The sequence below is a fragment of the Enterovirga rhinocerotis genome, assembly GCF_004363955.1.
GTDB lineage: Bacteria > Pseudomonadota > Alphaproteobacteria > Rhizobiales > Beijerinckiaceae > Enterovirga > Enterovirga rhinocerotis.
Genome location: NZ_SNZR01000011.1, coordinates 1,633,580 through 1,654,973 on the forward strand (window position 1 = coordinate 1,633,580; position 21,394 = coordinate 1,654,973).

23 protein-coding genes are annotated in these 21,394 nt (G+C 68.7%); 7 read left to right on the plus strand and 16 right to left on the minus strand.

Annotation, left to right across the window (positions count from 1 at the left end; genetic code table 11):
- Positions 1–19 precede the first annotated feature (19 nt).
- Entirely contained in the window at positions 20–892 is an 873-nt protein-coding gene (locus tag EV668_RS08445) for an NAD(P)-dependent oxidoreductase (RefSeq protein ID WP_133769321.1), read from the plus strand.
- A 130-nt stretch (positions 893–1,022) separates the two neighbouring features.
- Here EV668_RS08445 and EV668_RS08450 read toward each other — a convergent pair whose 3' ends face one another.
- From EV668_RS08450 to gatB, 6 genes are all read right to left on the minus strand, one after another.
- Positions 1,023–2,468, minus strand: coding sequence for a peptidoglycan DD-metalloendopeptidase family protein (locus tag EV668_RS08450; RefSeq protein WP_133769322.1), 1,446 nt, complete (start codon positions 2,466–2,468; stop codon positions 1,023–1,025).
- Between the two features lie 84 nt (positions 2,469–2,552).
- Positions 2,553–3,224: a protein-L-isoaspartate O-methyltransferase family protein gene (locus EV668_RS08455; RefSeq protein WP_166652387.1), complete on the minus strand. Its 672-nt coding sequence runs from the start codon at positions 3,222–3,224 to the stop codon at positions 2,553–2,555.
- A 99-nt stretch (positions 3,225–3,323) separates the two neighbouring features.
- Positions 3,324–4,094 (minus strand): 5'/3'-nucleotidase SurE, encoded by a 771-nt coding sequence (gene surE / locus EV668_RS08460; protein ID WP_133769324.1) that lies wholly within the window; start codon positions 4,092–4,094, stop codon positions 3,324–3,326.
- Between the two features lie 109 nt (positions 4,095–4,203).
- Positions 4,204–4,536: an XRE family transcriptional regulator gene (locus EV668_RS08465; RefSeq protein ID WP_133769325.1), complete on the minus strand. Its 333-nt coding sequence runs from the start codon at positions 4,534–4,536 to the stop codon at positions 4,204–4,206.
- On the minus strand, positions 4,536–4,892 hold the full coding sequence (locus tag EV668_RS08470; protein ID WP_133769326.1) for a type II toxin-antitoxin system RelE/ParE family toxin: 357 nt from the start codon (positions 4,890–4,892) through the stop codon (positions 4,536–4,538). Before EV668_RS08470 ends, EV668_RS08465 begins: the two co-directional genes overlap by 1 nt.
- 87 nt (positions 4,893–4,979) lie before the next feature.
- Positions 4,980–6,452, minus strand: a complete 1,473-nt coding sequence (gene gatB / locus EV668_RS08475) for an Asp-tRNA(Asn)/Glu-tRNA(Gln) amidotransferase subunit GatB (RefSeq protein ID WP_133769327.1) — start codon at positions 6,450–6,452, stop codon at positions 4,980–4,982.
- Positions 6,453–6,584: 132 nt separating this feature from the next.
- On the opposite strand from gatB, the gene EV668_RS08480 reads away from it, so the two are divergent.
- A complete protein-coding gene (locus tag EV668_RS08480) occupies positions 6,585–6,836 on the plus strand; it encodes a hypothetical protein (RefSeq protein WP_133769328.1) in 252 nt (83 codons plus the stop codon).
- A 9-nt stretch (positions 6,837–6,845) separates the two neighbouring features.
- Here the strand turns inward: EV668_RS08480 and EV668_RS08485 are convergent, their stop codons facing one another.
- From EV668_RS08485 to EV668_RS08510, 6 genes are all read right to left on the minus strand, one after another.
- Positions 6,846–7,145: a hypothetical protein gene (locus tag EV668_RS08485; protein ID WP_342636823.1), complete on the minus strand. Its 300-nt coding sequence runs from the start codon at positions 7,143–7,145 to the stop codon at positions 6,846–6,848.
- On the minus strand, positions 7,142–7,447 hold the full coding sequence (locus EV668_RS08490; protein WP_133769330.1) for a chorismate mutase: 306 nt from the start codon (positions 7,445–7,447) through the stop codon (positions 7,142–7,144). The genes EV668_RS08485 and EV668_RS08490 overlap by 4 nt, the downstream gene beginning before the upstream one ends.
- On the minus strand, positions 7,447–8,949 hold the full coding sequence (gene gatA, locus EV668_RS08495; protein WP_133769331.1) for an Asp-tRNA(Asn)/Glu-tRNA(Gln) amidotransferase subunit GatA: 1,503 nt from the start codon (positions 8,947–8,949) through the stop codon (positions 7,447–7,449). The genes EV668_RS08490 and gatA overlap by 1 nt, the downstream gene beginning before the upstream one ends.
- A 101-nt stretch (positions 8,950–9,050) precedes the next feature.
- Complete coding sequence (gene gatC / locus EV668_RS08500; RefSeq protein ID WP_133769332.1) at positions 9,051–9,338, minus strand: Asp-tRNA(Asn)/Glu-tRNA(Gln) amidotransferase subunit GatC; 288 nt, start codon at positions 9,336–9,338, stop codon at positions 9,051–9,053.
- 60 nt (positions 9,339–9,398) lie between these two features.
- Positions 9,399–9,878 (minus strand): hypothetical protein, encoded by a 480-nt coding sequence (locus EV668_RS08505; protein WP_133769333.1) that lies wholly within the window; start codon positions 9,876–9,878, stop codon positions 9,399–9,401.
- Between the two features lie 100 nt (positions 9,879–9,978).
- A complete protein-coding gene (locus EV668_RS08510) occupies positions 9,979–10,677 on the minus strand; it encodes a metal-dependent hydrolase (protein WP_133770091.1) in 699 nt (232 codons plus the stop codon).
- A gap of 89 nt (positions 10,678–10,766) precedes the next feature.
- On the opposite strand from EV668_RS08510, the gene ruvX reads away from it, so the two are divergent.
- Both ruvX and EV668_RS08520 read left to right on the plus strand, forming a co-directional pair.
- Positions 10,767–11,261, plus strand: coding sequence for a Holliday junction resolvase RuvX (ruvX, locus tag EV668_RS08515; RefSeq protein ID WP_133769334.1), 495 nt, complete (start codon positions 10,767–10,769; stop codon positions 11,259–11,261).
- A 122-nt stretch (positions 11,262–11,383) separates the two neighbouring features.
- The gene (locus EV668_RS08520) at positions 11,384–11,590 is read left to right on the plus strand and encodes a hypothetical protein (RefSeq protein WP_133769335.1); all 207 of its coding nucleotides are present in this window, start codon (positions 11,384–11,386) and stop codon (positions 11,588–11,590) included.
- A gap of 98 nt (positions 11,591–11,688) precedes the next feature.
- Here EV668_RS08520 and dprA read toward each other — a convergent pair whose 3' ends face one another.
- The 4 genes from dprA to EV668_RS08540 form a co-directional block, all read right to left on the minus strand.
- Positions 11,689–12,945, minus strand: coding sequence for a DNA-processing protein DprA (gene dprA, locus EV668_RS08525; RefSeq protein ID WP_245512946.1), 1,257 nt, complete (start codon positions 12,943–12,945; stop codon positions 11,689–11,691).
- Between the two features lie 8 nt (positions 12,946–12,953).
- The gene (plsY, locus tag EV668_RS08530; protein ID WP_133769336.1) at positions 12,954–13,565 is read right to left on the minus strand and encodes a glycerol-3-phosphate 1-O-acyltransferase PlsY; all 612 of its coding nucleotides are present in this window, start codon (positions 13,563–13,565) and stop codon (positions 12,954–12,956) included.
- Complete coding sequence (locus tag EV668_RS08535) at positions 13,565–14,875, minus strand: dihydroorotase (protein WP_133770095.1); 1,311 nt, start codon at positions 14,873–14,875, stop codon at positions 13,565–13,567. The genes plsY and EV668_RS08535 overlap by 1 nt, the downstream gene beginning before the upstream one ends.
- 79 nt (positions 14,876–14,954) lie before the next feature.
- Positions 14,955–15,893, minus strand: coding sequence for an aspartate carbamoyltransferase catalytic subunit (locus EV668_RS08540; RefSeq protein WP_133769337.1), 939 nt, complete (start codon positions 15,891–15,893; stop codon positions 14,955–14,957).
- A 50-nt stretch (positions 15,894–15,943) separates the two neighbouring features.
- Between EV668_RS08540 and EV668_RS08545 the strand changes: the two genes are divergently transcribed.
- The 3 genes from EV668_RS08545 to EV668_RS08555 all read left to right on the plus strand — a co-directional run bounded on the left by EV668_RS08545 (position 15,944) and on the right by EV668_RS08555 (position 21,096).
- Entirely contained in the window at positions 15,944–17,005 is a 1,062-nt protein-coding gene (locus EV668_RS08545) for a hypothetical protein (RefSeq protein ID WP_133769338.1), read from the plus strand.
- A gap of 105 nt (positions 17,006–17,110) precedes the next feature.
- Positions 17,111–19,819, plus strand: coding sequence for a type I DNA topoisomerase (gene topA / locus EV668_RS08550; protein ID WP_133769339.1), 2,709 nt, complete (start codon positions 17,111–17,113; stop codon positions 19,817–19,819).
- Between the two features lie 182 nt (positions 19,820–20,001).
- Complete coding sequence (locus EV668_RS08555; RefSeq protein WP_133769340.1) at positions 20,002–21,096, plus strand: TRAP transporter substrate-binding protein; 1,095 nt, start codon at positions 20,002–20,004, stop codon at positions 21,094–21,096.
- Positions 21,097–21,394: the final 298 nt, after the last annotated feature.

Below are 21,394 nucleotides of genomic sequence, written 5' to 3' on the forward strand. Positions count from 1 at the left end.
CGCAGACAAGGAGTAGATGATGGCGAAAGTGGCGTTCCTCGGCCTCGGCGTGATGGGCTACCCGATGGCGGGCCATCTCGCGAAGAAGGGCCATTCCGTCACCGTCTACAACCGCACGGCGGCCAAGGCGGAGAGATGGGCCGGCGAGCACGGCGGCGCCTTCGCCAAGACGCCGGCGGAGGCAGCCCAGGGCCAGGAGATCGTCTTCTGCTGCGTCGGCAACGACAACGACCTCCGCGAAGTGACGATCGGCGCCTCGGGTGCGTTCCAGGCGATGGGCAAGGGCACCGTCTTCGTCGACCACACGACGGCGTCCGCCAATGTCGCGCGTGAGCTCGACGCGGCGGCAAGGGCGGCCGGCTTCGGCTTCATCGATGCGCCGGTCTCCGGCGGTCAGGCCGGTGCCGAGAACGGCGTCCTGACGGTCATGTGCGGCGGCGATGACGCCGTGTTCCAGCGCGTCGAACCGGTCATCATGAGCTTCGCCCGGGCTTGCCGGCTGCTCGGTCCGACCGGGTCCGGCCAGCTCGCCAAGATGATGAACCAGATCTGCATCGCCGGCCTCGTCCAGGGCCTCGCCGAGGCCGTGGCCTTCGGCCAGCGGGCCGGGATGGACATCGAGGCCGTGATCGACGTCATCTCGAAGGGCGCGGCAGGCTCCTGGCAGATGGAGAACCGATACAAGACGATGAACCAGGGCAAGTACGATTTCGGCTTCGCCGTCGACTGGATGCGCAAGGACCTGTCGATCTGCCTCGACGAGGCCCGCAGCAACGGCGCCCTCCTGCCGGCGACCGCGATGATCGACCAGTTCTACGCCGAGGTGCAGCGCATGGGCGGCGGCCGCTGGGACACGTCGAGCCTCCTCGCGAGGCTCAACCAGACCAAGTAGGGCACATTCCGGGCTCCGCTGCAGCCGAGCCCGGACCGCTCTCGCAGGCTGCACACATGCAAACGCCGGCCAGTGGCCGGCGTCTGACGATCCGGGTTCCGCGTCGCGGAATCCCGATGGCGGTTGCGCCTTACTCTGCGCTGGCGAGGTACTTCATCGGGTCGACCGGGGTCGAGCCCTTGCGGATCTCGAAGTGCAGCTGCGGCGACGTCACGTTGCCGGTCTGCCCCGACCGGGCGATCGACTGGCCGCGGCTCACCCGCTGGCCGCGCTTGACGTCGATCTGGCCGTTATTGGCATAGGCCGAGACGTAGCCGTTGTCGTGCCGGATGAGGACGAGGTTGCCGTAGCCCTTCACCTCGGAGCCGGCATAGGCGACGGTGCCGTCGCCGGCCGCCTTCACCGGCGTGCCTTCCGGCACGGCGATGTTGATGCCCTCGTTGCCGCCGCTCCCGCCGAAACCGGCGATGACCCGGCCGCGCGCCGGCCAGCGGAAATCGGTCGTGCCGCCGGAGGCCGTGGTCTTGGCCGGCGCCGACGGCGCGATCGCTCCCGTCGACTCGGGCTCTCTCGCAACCGTCTTCGGCGACTCGGCCGCGGCCTGCCTCGTCGGAACGGTCTTGGCCGGTTCCACGGATGCGACCCTCACAGGCTCCTTCCGCGACGCCGCCGGTTTCGCAGGCTCGACCGGCTTCGATGCGGCCGCGGGCTGGGCCGAAGCGACGACCTTCCTCGCCGGGAGGACGATCTCCCGCTCCGCAACCCTGGCAGGCCGCGTCTCCGGCTTGGTGGCCGTCCTCGCGGGAACGGGGGGCGGCGCGCGGAGAACCTGCTGGCGCGCCTCGGCCACGCGCTGAGCGGGGGCGGCGCGGGTCGGCTCCGGGGCTTGCGCGACGACCGGCCGGCCGGGACGCATCTGAGGCTTCGGCGGGGCTGCCTCGGCGATCGTCCTGGGCGCCGACCTCGCGACGTCCATCCGCGAAGAAGCGACCACGCGGCCCGCGGGCTGGGGTGCCGGCGGCGCGGTGTAACGCACGGGAGCCGGAGCCTCGGCGCGGCGGGCAGGCGCCACGCCGGCATCTCCCCTGGCGCTGTAGACCGGAATGACGACCCGACGGCCGCCGGTCACATCCCCGTGCTTCAGCCCGTTGGCCGACAGGATGGCGTCGGCCGGAACGCCGTAGCGGCTGGACAGGGTCGTGACGGTTTCGCCGGGTCCGACGATGACGGTCGTGCCGCCGGTCGTCGACCAGCCGGGACCGCCGCTTGCAGTCCTCGGACGCGACGGCATCGCGTGGGACGGAGCCTCATACGGCGCCGCGCTGGACGTCCCGATCGGCGGCAGCGGCTGCGCGTCGATCGTGCTGCGGGGCATCGCAGCCGCAGGCGGCTCGCGATTGATGCTTCCCGTATGGATGGGATCCGCGCCCTGACCCGCGCTCGGGAAGGGATTGGAGAAGGGGTTGCCGCCGGCGAAGCGGTCGGTCGAGCAGGCTGCGGCCAGGCTCCCGACCATCCCGATGATCGCGAACCGCGACACGGCCCGCATCATCTCGCCCCCGAGTCCGTTACGCATCACTGAACGCCCCAAACGCAAAACCGTAGATCGGATTAAAGGCCTTTTGGGGTTAAGCTTCCGTTGAACGCCGCCCATTCGGATTCACGATATTGCAGGAAGGCGGATGGGCGCGCCCATCGAGACGGCGAGTTCCCCTTCGGAGGCGCACAGGACGGTCATGAGGCGGACGGAACCGGACGCGTCCCGGTTGCCCGCGACGAGCCGGCCGCCGGCCGCGAGCAGGGAGGTCAGAGATTCCGGCACGGTCCCTTCGGCGAGAGCCCCGTTGACGAGGATGCGATCGTACCGTGTCTCACGGCCGTCATCCGCAAAGCCGTCGCGGCAATCCATGCCGCAGCGCTCCGAGAAACCGGCCGCCTTGATCCTTTGCCAGGCGCTGTCCGCGAGGACCGGCCGCCGCTCGATGGAATCGACATCGCCCCCGAGGGCGCACAGCAACGCGGTCACGTAGCCGGAGCCCGTTCCGATCTCGAGGATGCGCTGACCGGATCCGACGCCGAGGGCCCTCACCATCACGGCGACCACGGTCGGTGCCGTCATCGTCTCGCCGCAGGGCAGAGGGAGCGCGATGTCGTGCCGCGCGAGATCCGCATAGCGGCGCGGCGCGAACAACTCGCGCGGCACCGTCTCCATCGCCCTCAACAGCGACAGATCGGCGATGCCTCTCGTCCGCAAGGCGAGGACGAAGGCGGCAGCCTCCGCCCGGGGCTCGTAGGCCCGGGTTTCATCGATGAGTGCGAAGGCGGCAGACACAACAAGCCCCCGAAAGGAATGCTCCATCCTCGTCGGGGGAGATTGACGTTTGGTGTGCGAGGTCTCGCCAGCGGTTGTGGACGCCGCCGCGAACGGCCGTCAGTTACCCTGCGCCAGAGCCTGCGCGAAATGGGTCATGGTCGGCTCGTCCGTCATGTCGAGGCGCAGCGGCGTCACCGAGATGCGGTTCTGGACGAGGGCCAGGAGATCGGTCCCGTTGCCGGGATCGTAGTGCTTGCGCGCGAAGCCGATCCAGAAATACGGATTGCCGCGCCCATCCGCGCGCTCCTCGATGGACAGCAACTCCTTGTCGCGCTTGCCCTGGGCGGTGACGGCGATGCCCTGCACCTCCTCCGGCTCGCAGTCGGGGAAGTTGATGTTCATCAGCGTCCCATCCGGGATGCCGACATCGACGATCCGGCGGATCGTCTCGGCACCGTGATGACGCGCGCAATGCCACTTGATGTTAGCGCGCCCGCTCCGGCCATAGGCCTGCGACAGGGCGATCGAGGGGATGCCGAGGATCGTACCCTCCGTCGCGCCCGCGACCGTGCCCGAATAGGTGACGTCCTCGGCGACGTTCTGGCCCCGATTGATGCCGGAGAGGACAAGATCGGGCCGCAGATCCTTGATCACGTGGCGCGTGCCCATGATGACGCAATCCGTCGGGGTGCCCTTCACCGCGAAGCGCCGCTCGGCGACCTGACGCAGCCGCAGCGGATCGGACAGCGAGAGCGAGTGCGACACGCCGGACTGATCGAATTCCGGCGCGACGGTCCAGACGTCGTCCGACAGCTCGCGCGCGATCTCTTCGAGGAATTCGAGGCCCGGCGAGTGGATGCCGTCGTCGTTCGTGATCAGAATGCGCAAGCGAACCTCCGGGTGACGCGGCCGTATCGCATCGGCAGCACCCGAGGTCCATGCCGGGCATGTGACGAGCCTGCCGTGAGCCGCGCCGCCGGCGCCCTAACCTCGTCGCTCAGGTACGGTCGCTCTCCCTGAGATCGGAGAAACTCCTGATCTTGACGGCGCGATCGGGGAACCTCGCAACGATCTCCAACTCGCCCCCCATCGCCTCGATGAAGCGGCGCAGGGTGCTGACATACATGTCCGTCCGCTTCTCGATCTTGGCGACCGATCCCTGGTTGATCTGGAGAGTCTGCCCGAGTTCCTCTTGGGACAGCTTCAAGGCACGGCGCACTTCGGCGAGGTCCATCTCCTCTCCGAGACGCCGGGCCTCGACCTCGGCTTCGGCCTGGGCCTCGGGCGACATGCGGGCGCGAAGCTCCGCGAAGCTACGCCGACCGGCCATCACCTCTTCTCCTTCTGCAACTCGGCGAGATGCTCGTCATAGAGGGCATCGGCGATCGGGATCATCCGCTCGTAGAACCGCCCGTCGCCCGTCTTGTCGCCGCCGATCAGCAGGATCGCTGTCCGGCGCGGGTCGAAGGCATAGAACACCCGCAAAGGCTTGCCGCCGCTCTGCACGCGCAACTCTCGCATATGAGCGTGGCGCGAACCGTTGAGTCCGCTCGAATAGGGGAACGGGAGATGGGGGCCGCGCTGCTCCAATTTCCGGACATGGGAGTCGAGGCCGATCTGCTCGGCTTCGGTGAGCGTGTCCCACCAGAGGCCGAACTCGTCGGTATACTCGACGGCCCATTCCATTAAGTGAATAGTATTCCTTTCACGCCCGCGATCAAGCGGCGTTTCATCCGCCTTTGTCCGCAGGCATCCGTCTGTCGCCCGGTAGCGCTACTCGATCCCGAGCTTCTGCTTCACCAGGGCGTTCACCGCTGCCGGGGCGGCCTTGCCGCCGGTCGCCTTCATGACCTGGCCCACGAACCAGCCGGCGAGGGTCGGCTTCGCCTTGGCCTGCTCCGCCTTGTCCGGGTTGGCCGCGATCACCTGGTCGACCGCAGCCTCGATGGCGCCGGTATCGGTGACCTGCTTCATGCCGCGCGTCTCGACGAGCTCGCGCGGATCGCCGCCCTCGGACCAGACGATCTCGAAGAGGTCCTTGGCGATCTTGCCGGAGATCACCTTCTCGCCGATCAGATCGACGATCGCCCCGAGCTGGTCGGCGGAGACGGGGCTGTTCTCGATCCCCTTCCCTTCCTTGTTCAGGCGGCCGAAGAGTTCGTTGATGACCCAGTTCGCTGCGGCCTTTCCGTCCCGGCCGCGGGCGATCTCCTCGAAGTAATCCGCGGTCTCGCGCTCGGCCGTCAGCACCCCTGCATCGTAGGGCGTGAGGCCGTAATCGCCGATGAAGCGCACCTTCTTCTCGTCCGGCAGTTCCGGCAGCGCCGCGGCGAGACCGTCGACGAAGACCTGGTCGAATTCGAGCGGCAGGAGGTCGGGATCGGGGAAGTAGCGGTAGTCGTGCGCCTCTTCCTTCGAGCGCATCGAGCGCGTCTCGCCCTTCCCCGCATCGAACAGGCGCGTTTCCTGGTCGATCGTGCCGCCGTCCTCGATGATCGCGATCTGGCGGCGCGCCTCGTATTCGATGGCCTGGCCGATGAAGCGGATCGAGTTGACGTTCTTGATCTCGCAGCGCGTGCCGAAGGGCTCTCCCGGCCGCCGCACCGAGACGTTCACATCGGCACGCAGGTTGCCCTTCTCCATGTCGCCATCGCAGGTGCCGAGATAGCGCAGGATCGTGCGGAGCTTCGTCACATACGCCTTCGCCTCGTCCGAGGAGCGCATGTCGGGCCGGGAGACGATCTCCATCAGCGCGACGCCCGAGCGGTTGAGATCGACGAAGCTCTCGGTCGGCGAGAGGTCGTGGATGGACTTGCCGGCATCCTGTTCCAGGTGGAGCCGCTCGATCCCGACGCGGATGCTCTCCCCGTCCGGCAGGTCCACCGTGACCTCGCCCTCGCCCACGATCGGGCTCTTGTACTGGCTGATCTGGTAGCCCTGCGGCAGGTCCGGATAGAAATAGTTCTTGCGGTCGAAGACCGAGCGCAGGTTGATCTGCGCCTTGAGGCCGAGGCCCGTGCGGACAGCCTGGGCGATGCATTCGGCGTTGATGACCGGCAGCATTCCCGGCATGGCCGCGTCCACGAGCGAGACGTGGTCGTTCGGTGCCCCGCCGAAGGCCGTGGAGGCACCCGAGAACAGCTTCGCCCGGCTCGTCACCTGGGCGTGGACCTCGAGGCCGATCACGACCTCCCAGTCGCCGAGGGCGCCGGAAATGAGCTTCTTCGGGTTCACGGGCGCGTTCATGCCGCCGGGTCCTCGCATTCTCTGTCGGCCCTCAGTAGGGAGACGGGCAGGCGCGGGTCAACCGCGCAATCCCGCCGGAAACAATCGCGGACATGGTGCGTTGTGTCCGCTACGGCGTCGAGGACGAGAACCATGGCCGTCCACCCCTTCCCCATCGACAGAGCCCGGCTCGCATCGATGCCGCGCGTGTCGCCAGACGATCGCTTCTGGATGCGACGCGAAGGTCCGGCTCTCCGGTTCAGCCGAGCGGGCGGCCTGCTGATCGGCTCGGCGATCGTCGGCGGCGCCATGCTCGCCTTCCATTCGGTCGAATCGCCCCGGACATCTCCGCCCGAGCTGCAGATCGTCTACGAGGCGGGACCGCTTGCGCACCCCGCCCGCTGACCGAGGCGATCAGCGACGACGCTCGTAAAGGCGGTGCGCGCCGTAGCCGAGACCGGCCCAGATCAGCGCCGCGACGCTCCGCACGGGCAGCAGCATCGGCCCTTCGCGCGACACGGGCGCGAGGGACGGGATGCCGATCCACGTGATCACCGCCTCGATGACGAGCGTGATGCCGATCGCGGCGATGGCGGCGATGAAGACCTTGCCGGCCTGATCCGCCTTCCAGCCGAGATAGGTCGCCGCGACGATCAGGATCGGATCGAACGCAGCCAGGATCCAGGTGGAGAAGGGAACCGAGGGAGCGATCAAGATCGCGGCTCCGGCAGGCGCCGTTCCTCGTAGGCGATCGTCCAGTCGATCATGGCGCGCCAGAGCGTTTCGGCGAGGTCGGGCGGAACGCCGCCCTGTGACGCTTTTTCCCGGACGTGCGCGACGACCTCTTCCACGCGATCTGGCAGGAGTGCCGGGAGCCCGTGCTCCTGTTTGATCGCGATGACGCGCTCGACGATCCCGAGGCGCCGCGCGAGAAGCCCGACGATCTCGGCGTCGACCGCGTCGATCTCCACCCGGAGCGGAGCGAGCGGGAATTCGTCGGAAGCGCGACCGGACATCACCGCCACCAAGGCTCGGGCAGCGTCACGGGGCCGGCGCTCTCCTCGATCACGCGGGCGGCGGCGAACAGCGTCTCCTCGTCGAAGGGACGGCCGATGAGCTGGAGCCCGAGAGGCAGGCCCTGCGCATCGAAGCCCGCCGGGACCGCGATGCCGGGCAGGCCGGCCATGTTCACCGTCACGGTGAAGACGTCGTTGAGATACATCTCGACCGGGTCGGCGCTGCCCTTCTCGCCGATGCCGAAGGCTCCGGACGGCGTCGCCGGCGTCAGGATGGCGTCGACGCCGGCCGCGTAGCATTCCTCGAAATCGCGCTTGATGAGGGTGCGGATGCGCTGCGCCCGCACGTAATAGGCGTCGTAATAGCCGGCCGAGAGGACGTAGGTGCCGATCATGATCCGGCGCTTGACCTCGCGGCCGAAACCTTCGGCGCGGGTGTTCTCGTACATCTCGGCGATGTCGCGGCCCGGCACCCGCAGGCCGTAGCGCACGCCGTCATAGCGGGCGAGGTTGGACGAGGCTTCGGCCGGCGCCACGATGTAATAGGCCGGCAGGGCGTATTTCGTGTGCGGCAGGGAGACCTCGACCACCTTCGCCCCGGCGGCTTCGAGCCAGGCCCGGCCCTGGTCCCAGAGCGCGCCGATTTCCGGCGGCATCCCCTCGATGCGGTATTCCTTCGGAATGCCGATGGTGAGCCCCTTCACGCCCCGGCCAAGCGCGGCCTCGTAATCGGGGACGGCGAGATCGGCCGATGTCGTGTCCTTGGGGTCATGCCCGGCCATGGAGCGCAACAGGATGGCGCAGTCCTGCACCGTCCGCGCGATCGGGCCGGCCTGATCCAGCGAGGAGGCGAAGGCGACGATGCCCCAGCGCGAGCAGCGCCCGTAGGTCGGCTTGATGCCGACCGTGCCCGTGAAGGCGGCCGGCTGGCGGATGGATCCGCCGGTATCGGTCGCGGTCGCGCCGAGGCAGAGGCGGGCGGCGACCGCGGCCGCCGAGCCGCCCGAGGAGCCGCCGGGCACGAGATGCGTGCCTTCGATATCGGCCCCGGCATTCGAGCCGTCGCGGCGCCAGGGCGAGACGACAGGGCCGAAGGACGAGGTCTCGTTCGACGAGCCCATGGCGAACTCGTCGTTGTTGAGCTTGCCGAGCATCACGGCGCCGTCACGCCAGAGCTGGGTCGTGACGGTCGATTCATAGGCCGGCGTGAAGTCGTTCAGGATGCCGCTGCAGGCCGTCGTGCGAACGTCCTTCGTGCAGAACAGGTCCTTGATCCCGAGCGGCAAGCCCTCCAGCGGACCGCCCTCCCCCTTGGCGAGACGTTCGTCGCTCGCACCCGCCATGGCCAGCGCCTGGTCGGGCGTCTCGAGGACATAGGCGTTCAGCGCCCTCGCACCGGCCACCGCCTCGACATGGGCCCGGGTCAGCTCGACCGCGGTGAAGTCCTTCGCGCGGAGGCCATCGCGGGCTTCGGCCAGGGAGAGTTGTGTCAGATCCGTCATGGTCTCGGGAATGTCCGGGGCGGCCGATGGCGCGGGTTCCGCGTCTCACATCGATGGCGATACGACAACCCGGCCTGTCGCCGGGCGGCGAAGGGCGCGGCCTATTCGACGACTTTGGGAACGAGAAAGAAGCCATCCTCGCTCGCGGGCGCATTACCGACGATGACGGCTGCCTTGCCGCCATCGGTCACGACATCCTCGCGCTGCTTCATGCGCATGGGCGTCACCGCCGTCATCGGCTCGACACCCGCGACGTCGACCTCGTTCAATTGCTCGACGAAGGCGAGGATCGCGTTGAGCTCGCCCTGCATGCGCGGCACGTCGGCATCCTCGATCGCGATCCGCGACAGATGCGCGATCCGCCTTACCGTTGCCTCGTCGACCGACATCCCGCGCTCCTTCTTGCGCGGGCGGCTATACCACCAGCCATCGACCGATCACAACGCGCCTCAGGTGATGCGATGCATTCGCTCCGAGGTCTCGGGCACGATGATCACGTTCTCGGCCGCGTGCTGGCGCCCGAGATAATAGGTGCCGGCGAGGGTCGCGACGAAGATCGCGAGAAACAGCATCTCGCGCAGCCAGGTCGGCACACGACGGCCATCCCCGGCGACATTGTCGTTGGCACAGCGGCGAGGCGCCGCCGTTTCAGCTGGCAGGAAAGATTGGCGCAGGCCCGAGCCAGAGACCGAGACGATGGAATCGGCCGGGATCCGGACCATCCGCCGGGCGACGGCGCGGCTCGTTCCCGAAAGGACCAACTCGGCCTGCCGCAGGGCAGGCACGTTCGCCGAACGGCGCTCGACGGGCTCGCGCGGCTTCTCACGCCGCGCGAACCAGGCGTGGCCGGCACGGGCCTCGACCTCGAACGGGCGCTGGACCGCGCCATCGTCCGACCCGGACGCGCCGAACGTGCGCCGCCTCCTCATCGCCGTCCACCATGGTTAAGAAATAGTGAACCACTATGGCACAACTCGATCGGCCCGGTCACGCTCCACGATGCGAAAGCGCGAACAAGGTTAACGCCGTTCAGAGCGTCACGGCCGTCCCGACATGAGGGGTCAGAACCTGCATGCCGCTGCCCTCCATCGCGGCCACGAAGGCATCGGCATTGGGCGCGATGATCGGGAAGGACCCGAAATGGCAGGGGATGACGGCCTTCGGCTTGAAGAAGCGCCGGACCGCGAACGCCGCACCCTCGGCCCCCATGGTGAAGCGGTCGCCGACCGGCACGATCACGACGTCCGGGCTGAACCGCTCCTGGAGCAGGGCCATGTCGCCGAACACGTCGGTATCGCCCATATGGTAGACGGTCGGCTCGCCGGGCGCCCGCACGATGATGCCGTTCGGAAGCCCCAGCGGCGTGAAGACATCGTCCTCGATCATGGTCGAGGAGTGATCGGCGCGGGTGAAGGTCACGGAGAAGCCGCCCTGATCGGTCGTTCCGCCCGTGTTCATCGGGTCGATGGCCTTCGCCCCCTTGCCGGCGAGGTACATGCAGACCTCGAAATTCGACACGATCTTGGCGCCGGTCCTCGCCTCGATCGCGAGGGCATCGCCGATATGGTCGCTATGGCCGTGCGTGATCAGGATGTGGGTGGCGCCGTCCGCGGCCTTCTCCGGATCGCCCTGGAAGCCGGGATTGCCGGTATAGAACGGGTCGATCAGCACGACCTTGTCCGCGAATTCGAGTCGGAAAGCCGAATGTCCCTGCCAGATCACGCGCATCATCTGTCCTCCGTTGTCGTTGCAGGCCATGTAGCGAGCACCGGCCCGGATCGGAACCCTTCTTCGAACACCCGACGGGACCAGAGCCGATGAGCGACATCAACGATCTGGCCGGAGTGCTGTCCCTGCCGAGGGGCGCACGGCTGCTCGGCTTCGATCTCGGCACCAAGACGATCGGCCTCGCCCTGTCCGACGTGGAGCGCAGCCTCGCCACGCCCCTCGAGACGATCCGGCGGACGAAGTTCACCGCGGACGCGGCCCGCATCCGGACCATCGCCGAGCAGTATCAGGTGGGCGGATTCGTCGTCGGGCTGCCTCTCAACATGGACGGCAGCGAGGGCCCGCGCGCGCAAGCGACGCGCTCCTTCGTGCGCAACCTCCGGCGGGAGATCGCCCTGCCGGCAGCGTTCTGGGACGAACGGCTGTCGACAGCCGCCGTGACGCGCGAGCTGATCAGCCAGGACGCTTCGCGCGCGAAGCGGGCTCAGGTCGTCGACCGGCTCGCCGCAGCCTACATTCTCCAGGGCGCTCTCGACCGGCTGCGAAGCCTCGGGCACGAGGCGACCGACGCCATGGACGATTGAACAGACAGCAATCCTCAATCGTGCGATACGCTTCATCACTCGCCCTGATTGCAATCAGAGGGCGCCCACGCTAAACCGTGGACGATCCACTCCTGCCAAAGGTCAGGGAGATGCACGGGTCGATGTCAAAGGAGCTGGAAAGAGACCCGGATGCCCCTTCGGAGCGGCTTCGTGGCACGGCCGAATACATCGCGGAGCTGAGCGACGAACTGGCCAAACTGGCCCGCGCGGAACGGCTCGAATTTCTCGGCACGTTGCTCGACATGGCGCGGCTGGAAGCGCGAACCGTGGCACAGCGCGCCCGCAAGAAAGGCACCGTCGGCGGTTGAGGCAGACCGCAGGAAAGCGCGATCTTGATCCAACAAAAATCATGATCTTACAGAAATTTATAGCGCGTTGCTGAACTACCAATGCAACCGCGCCGGCTTCACGCCTTGGCGCCGCCGAGCGGAGCAACGGCCTGTGACATTTGGAGCGAGACGGCGTTGCCGGAGTGCCGGATGATCGATCCCGACAGTTCGAGTTCGATCAGCGCCGAGTGGACCGCTCCGACCGGAAGCCCGGCCTGACGGGCGAGATCGTCGATCGCGACCGGACTGGCGCCGAGAAGCGCCGCGACACGCTCCCGGTCGCCGGGCGGAACCTCGTCGCCCGGTTCAGGCTCAGCCCATGACCCGATCGGGAAGCGCTCGTCGCCATCCTCGTCGGATCCCGATTCGAACTCGTCCCAGAACCGGTCGGCCTCGCTCAATCGTGATCCGCCCGCTGCCGGCTCGTGCCATGCCGGCTGTCGTTCGCCGATCCCCGTTCCCTTCGACAGGAGCGGCTCGAGCGCCGAGACGACATGGTCGGCGTCGGCGCAGAGGGTCGCGCCGCCGCGGATGAGATCGTTCGTGCCCTCGGCGCGCGGATCGAGCGGCGATCCCGGCACGGCGAAGACCTCCCTGCCCTGCTCGGCCGCGAGCCGGGCGGTGATCAGGGAGCCCGAACGCCGCGCCGCCTCCACCACGACCACCCCGTAGGAGAGCCCCGAGACGATGCGGTTCCGGCGCGGGAAGTCCTGCGCCCGCGGCTCCCAGCCGAACGGCATCTCGCTGACGACCGCTCCGCCCTCGCCGATGATGCGCTCGAGGAGGCCCTTGTTCTCGCTCGGGTAGATGCGGTCGTGCCCCCCGGCGAGGACCGCGACGGTGCCGGAGGCGAGCGCCGCGCGGTGCGCACGCGTGTCGATGCCGCGTGCGAGACCCGAGACGACGACGTAGCCCGCGGCGCCGAGCCCGGCCGCGAGACGCTCGGTGAAGGCGAGCCCCGCCGCCGAGGCGTTGCGCGAGCCCACGATGGCGACGGCCGGCCGCAGAAGCGCCGGTCCGTCGCCCCGCACGGCGAGAAGAGGCGGGGCGGTATCGATGGCGCGCAGGGGCGTCGGATAATCCCCCTCGACGCTCGCGACGAAGCGGATCCCGGCCCGCCCGGCCGCCTCGATCTCACGCAGGGCCTCGGCACGGGTCGTGACCTCGATCGCGCGGCCGGCCCGGCGTGCCAGACCCGGCAGCGCCTCCAGAACCTCTCGGGCGCCGCCGTGCCGGCTCATCAAGGCGCGAAAGGTGCGGGGACCGATCCGCTCGGTCCGGATGAGGCGAAGCCAGTCGAGCCGCTGCTCGTCGGTGAGCGGGGGCGGGCTCACCGACGGGTTCACCCCTTGCGGCCGATCTTGGTTTCGGTGCCCGCGATCAGGCGCTCGATATTCGGCCGATGCTTCAGCCAGAGGATCGCCGTCAGGACGAGGAGCGCGCCGCTCGTCGCCGGATCGCCGAGCCACCAGGGCAGGAGCGCGGAGACGAGGGAGGCCGAGAGGCCGCCGACCGAGGAATAGCGCGTGCCGAAGGCGGCTGCGAGCCAGACCAGGGCGAAGGCGACGAAGGCCCGCCAGTCGAGCGCGAGGAGGCAGCCCATGAAGGTCGCCACCCCCTTGCCGCCCCTGAAGCCGAGCCAGATCGGGAAGCAATGTCCGAGGAAGGCGCCGATCGCCGCGGCGAGCCCGGCCTCCGGCCCGAGCAGCGCCCGCGCGAGCAGGATCGCCGCCGTGCCCTTCAGGGCGTCGAGCAGCAGCGTCACAGCCGCGAGCGCCTTGTTGCCGGTCCGCAGGACATTGGTCGCGCCGATATTGCCCGAGCCGATGCCCCGGATGTCGCCGAGCCCGGCGGCTCTCGTCAGCAGAAGGCCGAACGGGATCGAGCCGAGCCCGTAGCCGAGGGAGAGCCCGGCGAGGATGGCCGGCCAGGGCCAGGCGGCGAGGGAGCCCATCAGGCCGCCCGCGCGGCGCCGTCGGCGCGCCGGTCGAACACGACTCGTCCGGCGACGATCGTCGCCTGAACACGGCCGGTGAGACGGGATTCGTCGAACGGCGAATTCTTCGAGCGCGAGCGCAACTCGCGTTTGTCGAGCACGTAAGGCTCGTCGATGTCGATGAGGGCGAGATCGGCCGGCGCGCCCTTCTGGAGGCGGCCCGTCGGGAGCGACAGGATCTCGGCCGGCCGGCTCGAGACGGCCCGCAGCATCGCCGGGAGGCTCAGCCGGCCGTCATGGACGAGCCGAAGCGAGGCCGAGAGCAGAGTCTCGAGCCCCAGCGCCCCGTCCGCCGCCTCCGCGAAGGGCAGCCGCTTCGTCTCGACGTCCTGCGGATTGTGATCGGAGACGACGACGTCGATGACGCCCTCCGCCAGAGCCTCGATCACGGCCTGCCGGTCATCTTCGTGGCGGAGCGGGGGCGAGAGCTTGCAGAAGGTGCGGTAATGGCCGACGTCGTTCTCGTTGAGCGTCAGGTTGTTGATCGAGACCCCGCAGGTGACGGGCAGCCCCGCCTCCTTGGCGCGGCGCACGATCTCGACCGAATCCGCGCAGGAGATCATCGCCGCGTGGTAGCGCGCGCCGGTGAGCCGCACGAGGCGCAGATCGCGCTCCAGCATGATGGTTTCGGCCTCCCGAGGAATGCCGGCCAGGCCGAGGCGGGAGGCGAGTTCGCCCTCGTTCATCACCCCGGTCCCGACGAGGCCCGGCTCGGCCAGGTGAGGCATCAGGAGCGCGCCGACATCGCGCGCATAGGTCAGGGCCCGGCGCATCACGGCGGCCGAGGCGACGGCGTGCTCGCCGTCGGTGAAGGCGACCGCACCCGCCTCGCGCAGAAGCCCGAGCTCGGTCATCTCGCGGCCCTGGAGGCCCTTCGTGATGGCGGCGGCCGGGTGGATATGGACGATCGAGGTGTCGCGTGCCCGCCGCAGCAGGAAGTCGACGATGGCCGGCCCGTCGACCACCGGGTTGGTGTCGGGCATCGAGACGATGGTCGTCACGCCCCCCGCCGCCGCGGCCTCGCTCGCGGTCTTGAGCGTCTCGCGATGCTCCGCACCCGGCTCGCCGACGAAGGCACGCATATCGACGAGGCCCGGCGCGACCACGGCACCGGCGCAGCCGATCACCTCCGCTCCGTCCGGAGCGTCGGGCGAAGCGCCCCAGGCGATATCGGCGATCATCCCGTCGCGGAGAAGGAGGCTGCCCCTTCCCTCGCGGCCCGAACCGGGATCGACGAGGGTCGCATCGGCCAGGATGATCGGTCTCACACTCGTCACGCGTCCTCTCCCGGCCGCTGCGCGGCCACCCTCTCCCGCCGAAGGGCAGAGGGTCAATACGCCTCGGCCATCAACGATTCGGCAGGTGGCCGGCCAGGGCTTCGAGCACGGCCATCCGCACCGCGACGCCCATCTCGACCTGTTCCCTGATCAGCGACTGCGCGCCGTCCGCGACCTCCGACGAGATCTCGACGCCGCGGTTCATGGGCCCCGGATGCATCACGAGGGCGTCCGGCGCGGCGCCCGCGAGCTTCTCGGAATCCAGGCCGTAATAGCGGAAATACTCCTTCACCGAGGGGACGAACGAGCCGTTCATCCGCTCCCGCTGAAGGCGCAGCATCATCACGATATCGGCCCCGGCGAGGCCCTGGCGCATGTCGGTGAAGACCTCGACGCCGAAGCGCTCGATCCCGGCCGGCATCAGCGTCGAGGGGCCGATCACCCTCACCAGGGCACCCAGCGCCTGAAGCAGGATGATGTTCGAGCGGGCGACGCGCGAATGCAGGATGTCGCCGCAGATCGCGACCGTCAGGCCCTGGATGCGGCCGCGGTTGCGGCGGATGGTCAGCGCGTCGAGGAGAGCCTGGGTCGGGTGCTCGTGCGCCCCGTCGCCGGCATTGACGACCGAGCAATCGACCTTCCGGGCGAGGAGATGGACCGCGCCCGCCTCCTGGTGGCGCACGACGATGATGTCCGGCCGCATGGCGTTCAGCGTCGCCGCCGTATCGATCAGCGTCTCGCCCTTCTTCACGGACGAGGAGGCGACCGACATGTTCATGACGTCGGCGCCGAGGCGCTTGCCGGCGAGTTCGAAGGAGGATTGGGTGCGGGTCGAGGGCTCGAAGAAGAGGTTGATCTGGGTCCTGCCCCGGAGCGTCGTCTTCTTCTTCTCGACCTGACGCGAGACCTCGATCGCCTCGTCGGCCCGGTCGAGCAGGAGCGTGATGTCACCCGGCGACAATCCCTCGATGCCGAGCAGATGACGGTGCGGGAAAGCGGGACAGGCCATGGTCCGCCGGGTTATGGGCTCCGCCGGCAAAAGGGAAGCGGGAGATGTGGATGGGCGCGGCCGCGACGGCGCCTCAGGCGGAGCAGAGGACGGACGATGCCCGGGCCTGGGCCGGCTTCGCGCGCCTTCTGATCGGCGCGACGATCGGCCTGCTGCTCGTCGGGATCGCCATCCTTCTCGCCATCGACCCCTACGATACCGGCCGCACCGGCTTCCTGCGGCCCGGCCTCAACCATCAATATCCGACCACCGCCAATGCGAGCCGAGCGCGCGATCCGCGGTTCGACTCGGCCGTTTTCGGCAATTCCCGCATGCAGCAGCTGCAACCCGCGCGGCTCGACGGGCTGACGGGCTGGTCCACGGTGTCGCTGACGATTCCCGGAACGCGCCCCGCCGACCAGTTCGCGGTGCTGCGCTGGTTCCTCGATAACCATGCGGCGCCGCGCGCGATCGTGATGGGAGCGGACGAGTTCTGGTGCGAGGCGGAGCCGGGCCACATCCCGAACTTCCCGACCTGGCTCTATGCCGAGAGCTTCCGCGACTATCTCGTCGGCCTCGTCCGATACCGCGCATTCGAGGGAGCGGCCTCTCGCATCGCCTATCTCCTGACGGGCAAGAAGGGCCTGCGCCCGGACGGCTATTGGGATTACCGGCCGATGTTCGCCAATCTCGGCCTCGCCGACCCGGACAAGCCCAACGCTCATCTCATGTCCCCCCGGCCCGGCCTCGTGAACGAGACGGGACGCTTTCCCGCCTTCGACCGGCTCCGGACCGTGCTGGCGACGCTGCCGCCCGAGACCGCGTTCATCCTGGTCCGCCCGCCCACGTACCGGACGGCCATCCCGGACGCCGGCAGCCCGGCGGCCCGCACCATCGCGGCTTGCGTCGCCCGGGCGCGCGAGGTGCTGGCGGGACGGCCCCGCACCGCCCTTCTCGATCTGCAGCAGCCCGGGGCGGAGGCAGACGATCCGCGCAGCTTCTACGACCCGATCCACTACCGCGATTCCGTCGCCGAGAGGATCGAGGCGCAGATCGCCGAAGCCTATGCGGCAATGCCGTTGGGGATGCCGCGCGAGCGACGAAGTGAAGGGAAGAAACCTGTCGCGAATTGACTTGCGCGCCGGCCTATCCCACGTAACGCCCCCTCACGCTCCTATCCGGCCTCCCGAAATCCCCGGTCGAATGCCGGGTCGGAGCACATTGTCACGGATCGCGGCATGAAAGTCGTCGTCGTCGAGTCGCCCGCCAAGGCCAAGACGATCAACAAATACCTGGGCAAGGACTACGAGGTCCTGGCCTCGTTCGGGCATATCCGCGACCTTCCGGCCAAGGACGGGTCGGTCGATCCCGACCAGGATTTCCGCATGCTCTGGGAGCTCGACTCCAAGAGCGGCAAGCGCGTCGCCGACATCGCCAAGGCGGTGCGGGGAGCCGAGAAGCTCATCCTCGCGACCGACCCGGACCGCGAGGGCGAGGCGATCTCCTGGCACGTCGTCGAGGCGCTCCGCGAGAAGCGGGCGCTGAAGGACGTGCCGATCGAGCGCGTGACCTTCAACGCCATCACCAAGGACGCGGTGGCCGCCGCGATGCGGGCCCCCCGCGAGATCGACGCCGCGCTCGTCGACGCCTATCTCGCCCGGCGCGCACTCGATTACCTCGTCGGCTTCCGGCTCTCCCCCGTGCTCTGGCGGAAGCTGCCGGGCGCCCGCTCCGCCGGACGGGTGCAGTCGGTCGCGCTCCGCCTCGTCTGCGACCGCGAGATGGAGATCGAGCGCTTCGTCGCCCGCGAATACTGGTCGCTGGTCGCGACTCTGGCGACCGAAGCCGGAGGCGTCTTCGACGCCCGTCTCGTCGGCGCGGACGGCAAGCGCATCTCCCGCCTCGACGTCGGCACGAAGGACGAGGCCGAGGCCTTCCGGCGCGATCTCGAACTCGCGACCTTCCGGGTGACGAGCGTCGAGGCGAAGCCGGCCAAGCGCCACCCGCAGCCGCCCTTCACCACCTCGACCCTCCAGCAGGAGGCTTCGCGCAAGCTCGGCTTCGCCCCGGCCCATACGATGCGGATCGCGCAGCGCCTCTACGAGGGCGTCGATATCGGCGGCGAGACGGTCGGCCTCATCACCTATATGCGAACCGACGGCGTCGACATGGCGCCCGAGGCGATCGCCCAGACGCGGCGCGTCATCACGAAGGATTACGGCGAGCGCTACTGCCCGGACGTCCCGCGCCGCTATTCGACCAAGGCGAAGAACGCGCAGGAGGCCCACGAGGCCGTCCGACCGACCGATCTCGGCCGCCGGCCGGGCATGGTCATGCGCCAGCTCGAACCGGACCAGGCGCGGCTCTACGAACTGATCTGGACCCGCACCGTCGCGAGCCAGATGGAATCGGCGCAGCTCGAGCGGACCACCGTCGATATCGACGCGCAGGTCGGCCCGAGGACGCTCCTCCTTCGCGCCACCGGCCAGGTGATCCGCTTCGACGGCTTCCTCACGCTCTACCGCGAGGGACGCGACGATCCCGAGGCGGACGGCTCGGGCGGGGACGACGAGGACGAGAAGCGCCTGCCTCCGATGGCGGCCGGCGACGGCCTCGAGCGCCGCCGCATCGCGGCCACCCAGCACTTCACCGAGCCGCCGCCGCGCTATTCCGAGGCGAGCCTCGTCAAGCGCATGGAGGAGCTCGGCATCGGCCGTCCCTCGACCTATGCCGCGACGCTCGCCGTTCTGCGCGACCGCGAATACGTGAAGATCGAGAAGAAGCGGCTGATGCCCGAGGACAAGGGACGCCTCGTCGTCGCCTTCCTCGAAAGCTTCTTCCGGCGCTATGTCGAATACGATTTCACCGCCGATCTCGAAGGCCAGCTCGACCGCATCTCGAACAGCGAGATCGACTGGAAGCAGGTGCTGCGCGATTTCTGGCGCGACTTCTCGGTCGCGATCGACGGCACCAAGGAGCTTCGCACCGGCGAGGTCCTGGACGCGCTGAACGAACTGCTCGGCCCGCACATCTTCCCGCAGAAGGCCGATGGCGGCGATCCGCGCGCCTGCCCGACCTGCGGGACGGGGATGCTGTCGCTGAAGCTCGGGAAGTTCGGGGCCTTCATCGGCTGCTCGAACTATCCCGAATGCCGCTACACCCGCCAGCTCGCCGTCTCCTCGGGCGAGGATGGCGAGGGCGGCTCGTCCGGCCCGCGCGTCCTCGGCCAGGATCCGCAGACCGGCCTCGACGTCTCGGTCCGCGACGGCCGCTTCGGGACCTTCATCCAGCTCGGCGAGGCCTCCGAGGGCGAGAAGCCGAAGCGCTCCTCGATCCCGAAGGGCATGGACGCGGCGAGCCTCGACCTCGAGCGGGCCCTCGCCCTCCTCTCGCTGCCTCGGGAGATCACGAAGCATCCCGAGAGCGGCGAGCCGATCCTCGCCGGGATCGGCCGGTTCGGCCCCTATGTGCAGCACGGCAAGACCTATGCGAGCCTCGGCCGCGACGACGACGTGCTCGAGATCGGCGGCAACCGCGCCATCGATCTCATCATCGCCAAGGAGCAGGGCGGCGGACGCGGCGGCCGTGCCGCAGATCCGGGCCGTCCTCTCGGCGAGGATCCGGAGACGAAGAAGCCCGTCGTCGTGAAGGCCGGGCGCTACGGCCCCTACGTGACGGACGGCGAGACCAACGCCACCCTCCCCCGCGGCAAGAGCGCGGAGGCGGTGACGCTCGAGGAGGCGGCCGAACTTCTCGCCGCCCGCCGCGCAGCCGGCCCCTCGAAACGAGCCGGCGCGCGCCGCGGCAAGACCACGAAGGCCGAGGGCACGGCCAAGAAGGCGGCGCCGAAGAAGGCCGCGGCGAAGAAGGCACCGGCCAAGGACGCCGCGGCCAAGAAGGCTGCGCCGAAGAAGCCGGCCGCCAAGAAGGCTGCTGCCAAGGCGTGATCGCTGCCCTCTCCGCTCGTCCCGGTGAAGGCCGGGATCGAGCCCGGGCATGACACTGGATCCCGGTTTTCGCCGGGATGAGCGGCGGAGAGGCCTCAGGCCGGGCGCCTGTCCCATCGACACGCTTGCGAGCGCCGGTGCCGGCCATTAAGCCCCGTGCAGTCCTCTCTGGAGCTGGTTTGATGACGACGCCGAAGCCTCACCGCCGGGCCGCTTTGGGCGCCGTCGCCGCCGCGAGCCTCCTCGCCTCGCCCGCCATCGCTCAGTCGTCTCCGACGATCCGCTGGCGGCTCACGTCGAGCTTCCCGAAGCAGCTCGACACGATCTTCGGCACGAACGTCATCCTGGCGAAATACCTCGCCGAGGCGACCGACAACCGCTTCCAGCTCCTGCCCTTCGGGCCGGGCGAGATCGTGCCGGGCTTCGGCGCGCTCGACGCCGTACAGAACAACACCGTCGAATGCGCGCAGACGGCGCTCTATTTCTACACCGGCAAGGAGCCTGCGCTCGCGGTCGGGACCGGCCTGCCCTTCGGCCTCAACGCCCGCCTCCAGAACTCATGGTGGCAGTTCGGCGGCGGCGAGACGATCACGAACGAGATCCTGGCGCGCTTCAACGTCGTGTCTTTCGCCTCGGGCAATTCCGGGGCGCAGATGGGCGGCTTCTTCCGCAAGGAGCTGCAGAGCCCCGCCGACCTGCAAGGCCTCAAGTTCCGCATCGGCGGTCTCGGCGGGCAGGTCCTGGCGAAGCTCGGCGCCGTGCCGCAGCAATTGCCGGCCGGCGACGTCTATCCGGCGCTGGAGCGCGGCACGCTCGATGCCGCCGAATTCGTCGGCCCGGCGGATGACGAGAAGCTCGGCTTCGGCAAGGTTGCCAAATACTACTACGCGCCCGGCTGGTGGGAGGGCGGCGCGATGATGCATCTCGTCGTCAACAAGGACCGCCTCGCCGAATTGCCGCCGTCCTATCGCGCCATCCTCGCCCAGGCCTGCGAGGCCGCGAATAACTGGATGCTCGGCAAATACGACGCCTCGAACCCGCCCGCTCTCCGCCGCATGCTCGCCTCCGGCATCGAATTGCGCGTCTTCCCGCAATCGATCATGGAGGCCTCGCTGAAGGCCGCGAACGAGCTCTACGCCGAGCTGTCGGCCAAGAATGCCGATTTCAAGCGCGCCTACGATTCGATGATGGCCTTCCGAACCGAGGCGCTGCCGTGGTGGCAGCTGAACGAGCTTAACTACGACATCTTCATGGCCCGTACGCGCGGCCGGAGCTGAGCCGCCGGCCCGCACCTGGGATGCGGCGTCCGATCACCGGATCCGGCGATCCCTTCGGCCTTTGATCCTCCGACCCCTGGATCCTCCGATCCCTGGATCCTCCGACCCCTGGATACTCGCATCCTGGGGCAGCATAGCGCTCGCCCACACTGATCCGCCGAGCCCAACTCTGCGAGTGCCACTCGGCGGGGGGACCGTCGCTGCTCAAACCAATCCTACCAATGCTACAACCACTCAAACCATATTGGTATTGCGCGGACTGGCTTGCTTAGGGCGGCGCCCGCACCTAGCTTCGTCG

Bases quoted from the DNA above. Each gene is read 5' to 3' on its own strand.
- ruvX (WP_133769334.1), top strand. From the start codon at position 10,767: ATGAGCGACATCAACGATCTGGCCGGAGTGCTGTCCCTGCCGAGGGGC.
- EV668_RS08470 (WP_133769326.1), bottom strand. From the start codon at position 4,892: ATGGAATGGGCCGTCGAGTATACCGACGAGTTCGGCCTCTGGTGGGAC.
- EV668_RS08540 (WP_133769337.1), bottom strand. From the start codon at position 15,893: ATGGCCTGTCCCGCTTTCCCGCACCGTCATCTGCTCGGCATCGAGGGA.
- EV668_RS08505 (WP_133769333.1), bottom strand. From the start codon at position 9,878: ATGAGGAGGCGGCGCACGTTCGGCGCGTCCGGGTCGGACGATGGCGCG.
- EV668_RS08555 (WP_133769340.1), top strand. From the start codon at position 20,002: ATGACGACGCCGAAGCCTCACCGCCGGGCCGCTTTGGGCGCCGTCGCC.
- EV668_RS08450 (WP_133769322.1), bottom strand. From the start codon at position 2,468: ATGCGTAACGGACTCGGGGGCGAGATGATGCGGGCCGTGTCGCGGTTC.
- EV668_RS08480 (WP_133769328.1), top strand. From the start codon at position 6,585: ATGGCCGTCCACCCCTTCCCCATCGACAGAGCCCGGCTCGCATCGATG.
- gatA (WP_133769331.1), bottom strand. From the start codon at position 8,949: ATGACGGATCTGACACAACTCTCCCTGGCCGAAGCCCGCGATGGCCTC.
- gatB (WP_133769327.1), bottom strand. From the start codon at position 6,452: ATGAACGCGCCCGTGAACCCGAAGAAGCTCATTTCCGGCGCCCTCGGC.
- EV668_RS08465 (WP_133769325.1), bottom strand. From the start codon at position 4,536: ATGGCCGGTCGGCGTAGCTTCGCGGAGCTTCGCGCCCGCATGTCGCCC.
- plsY (WP_133769336.1), bottom strand. From the start codon at position 13,565: ATGGGCTCCCTCGCCGCCTGGCCCTGGCCGGCCATCCTCGCCGGGCTC.
- EV668_RS08490 (WP_133769330.1), bottom strand. From the start codon at position 7,447: ATGTCCGGTCGCGCTTCCGACGAATTCCCGCTCGCTCCGCTCCGGGTG.
- EV668_RS08520 (WP_133769335.1), top strand. From the start codon at position 11,384: ATGTCAAAGGAGCTGGAAAGAGACCCGGATGCCCCTTCGGAGCGGCTT.
- gatC (WP_133769332.1), bottom strand. From the start codon at position 9,338: ATGTCGGTCGACGAGGCAACGGTAAGGCGGATCGCGCATCTGTCGCGG.
- EV668_RS08545 (WP_133769338.1), top strand. From the start codon at position 15,944: ATGGGCGCGGCCGCGACGGCGCCTCAGGCGGAGCAGAGGACGGACGAT.
- topA (WP_133769339.1), top strand. From the start codon at position 17,111: ATGAAAGTCGTCGTCGTCGAGTCGCCCGCCAAGGCCAAGACGATCAAC.
- EV668_RS08445 (WP_133769321.1), top strand. From the start codon at position 20: ATGGCGAAAGTGGCGTTCCTCGGCCTCGGCGTGATGGGCTACCCGATG.
- EV668_RS08510 (WP_133770091.1), bottom strand. From the start codon at position 10,677: ATGCGCGTGATCTGGCAGGGACATTCGGCTTTCCGACTCGAATTCGCG.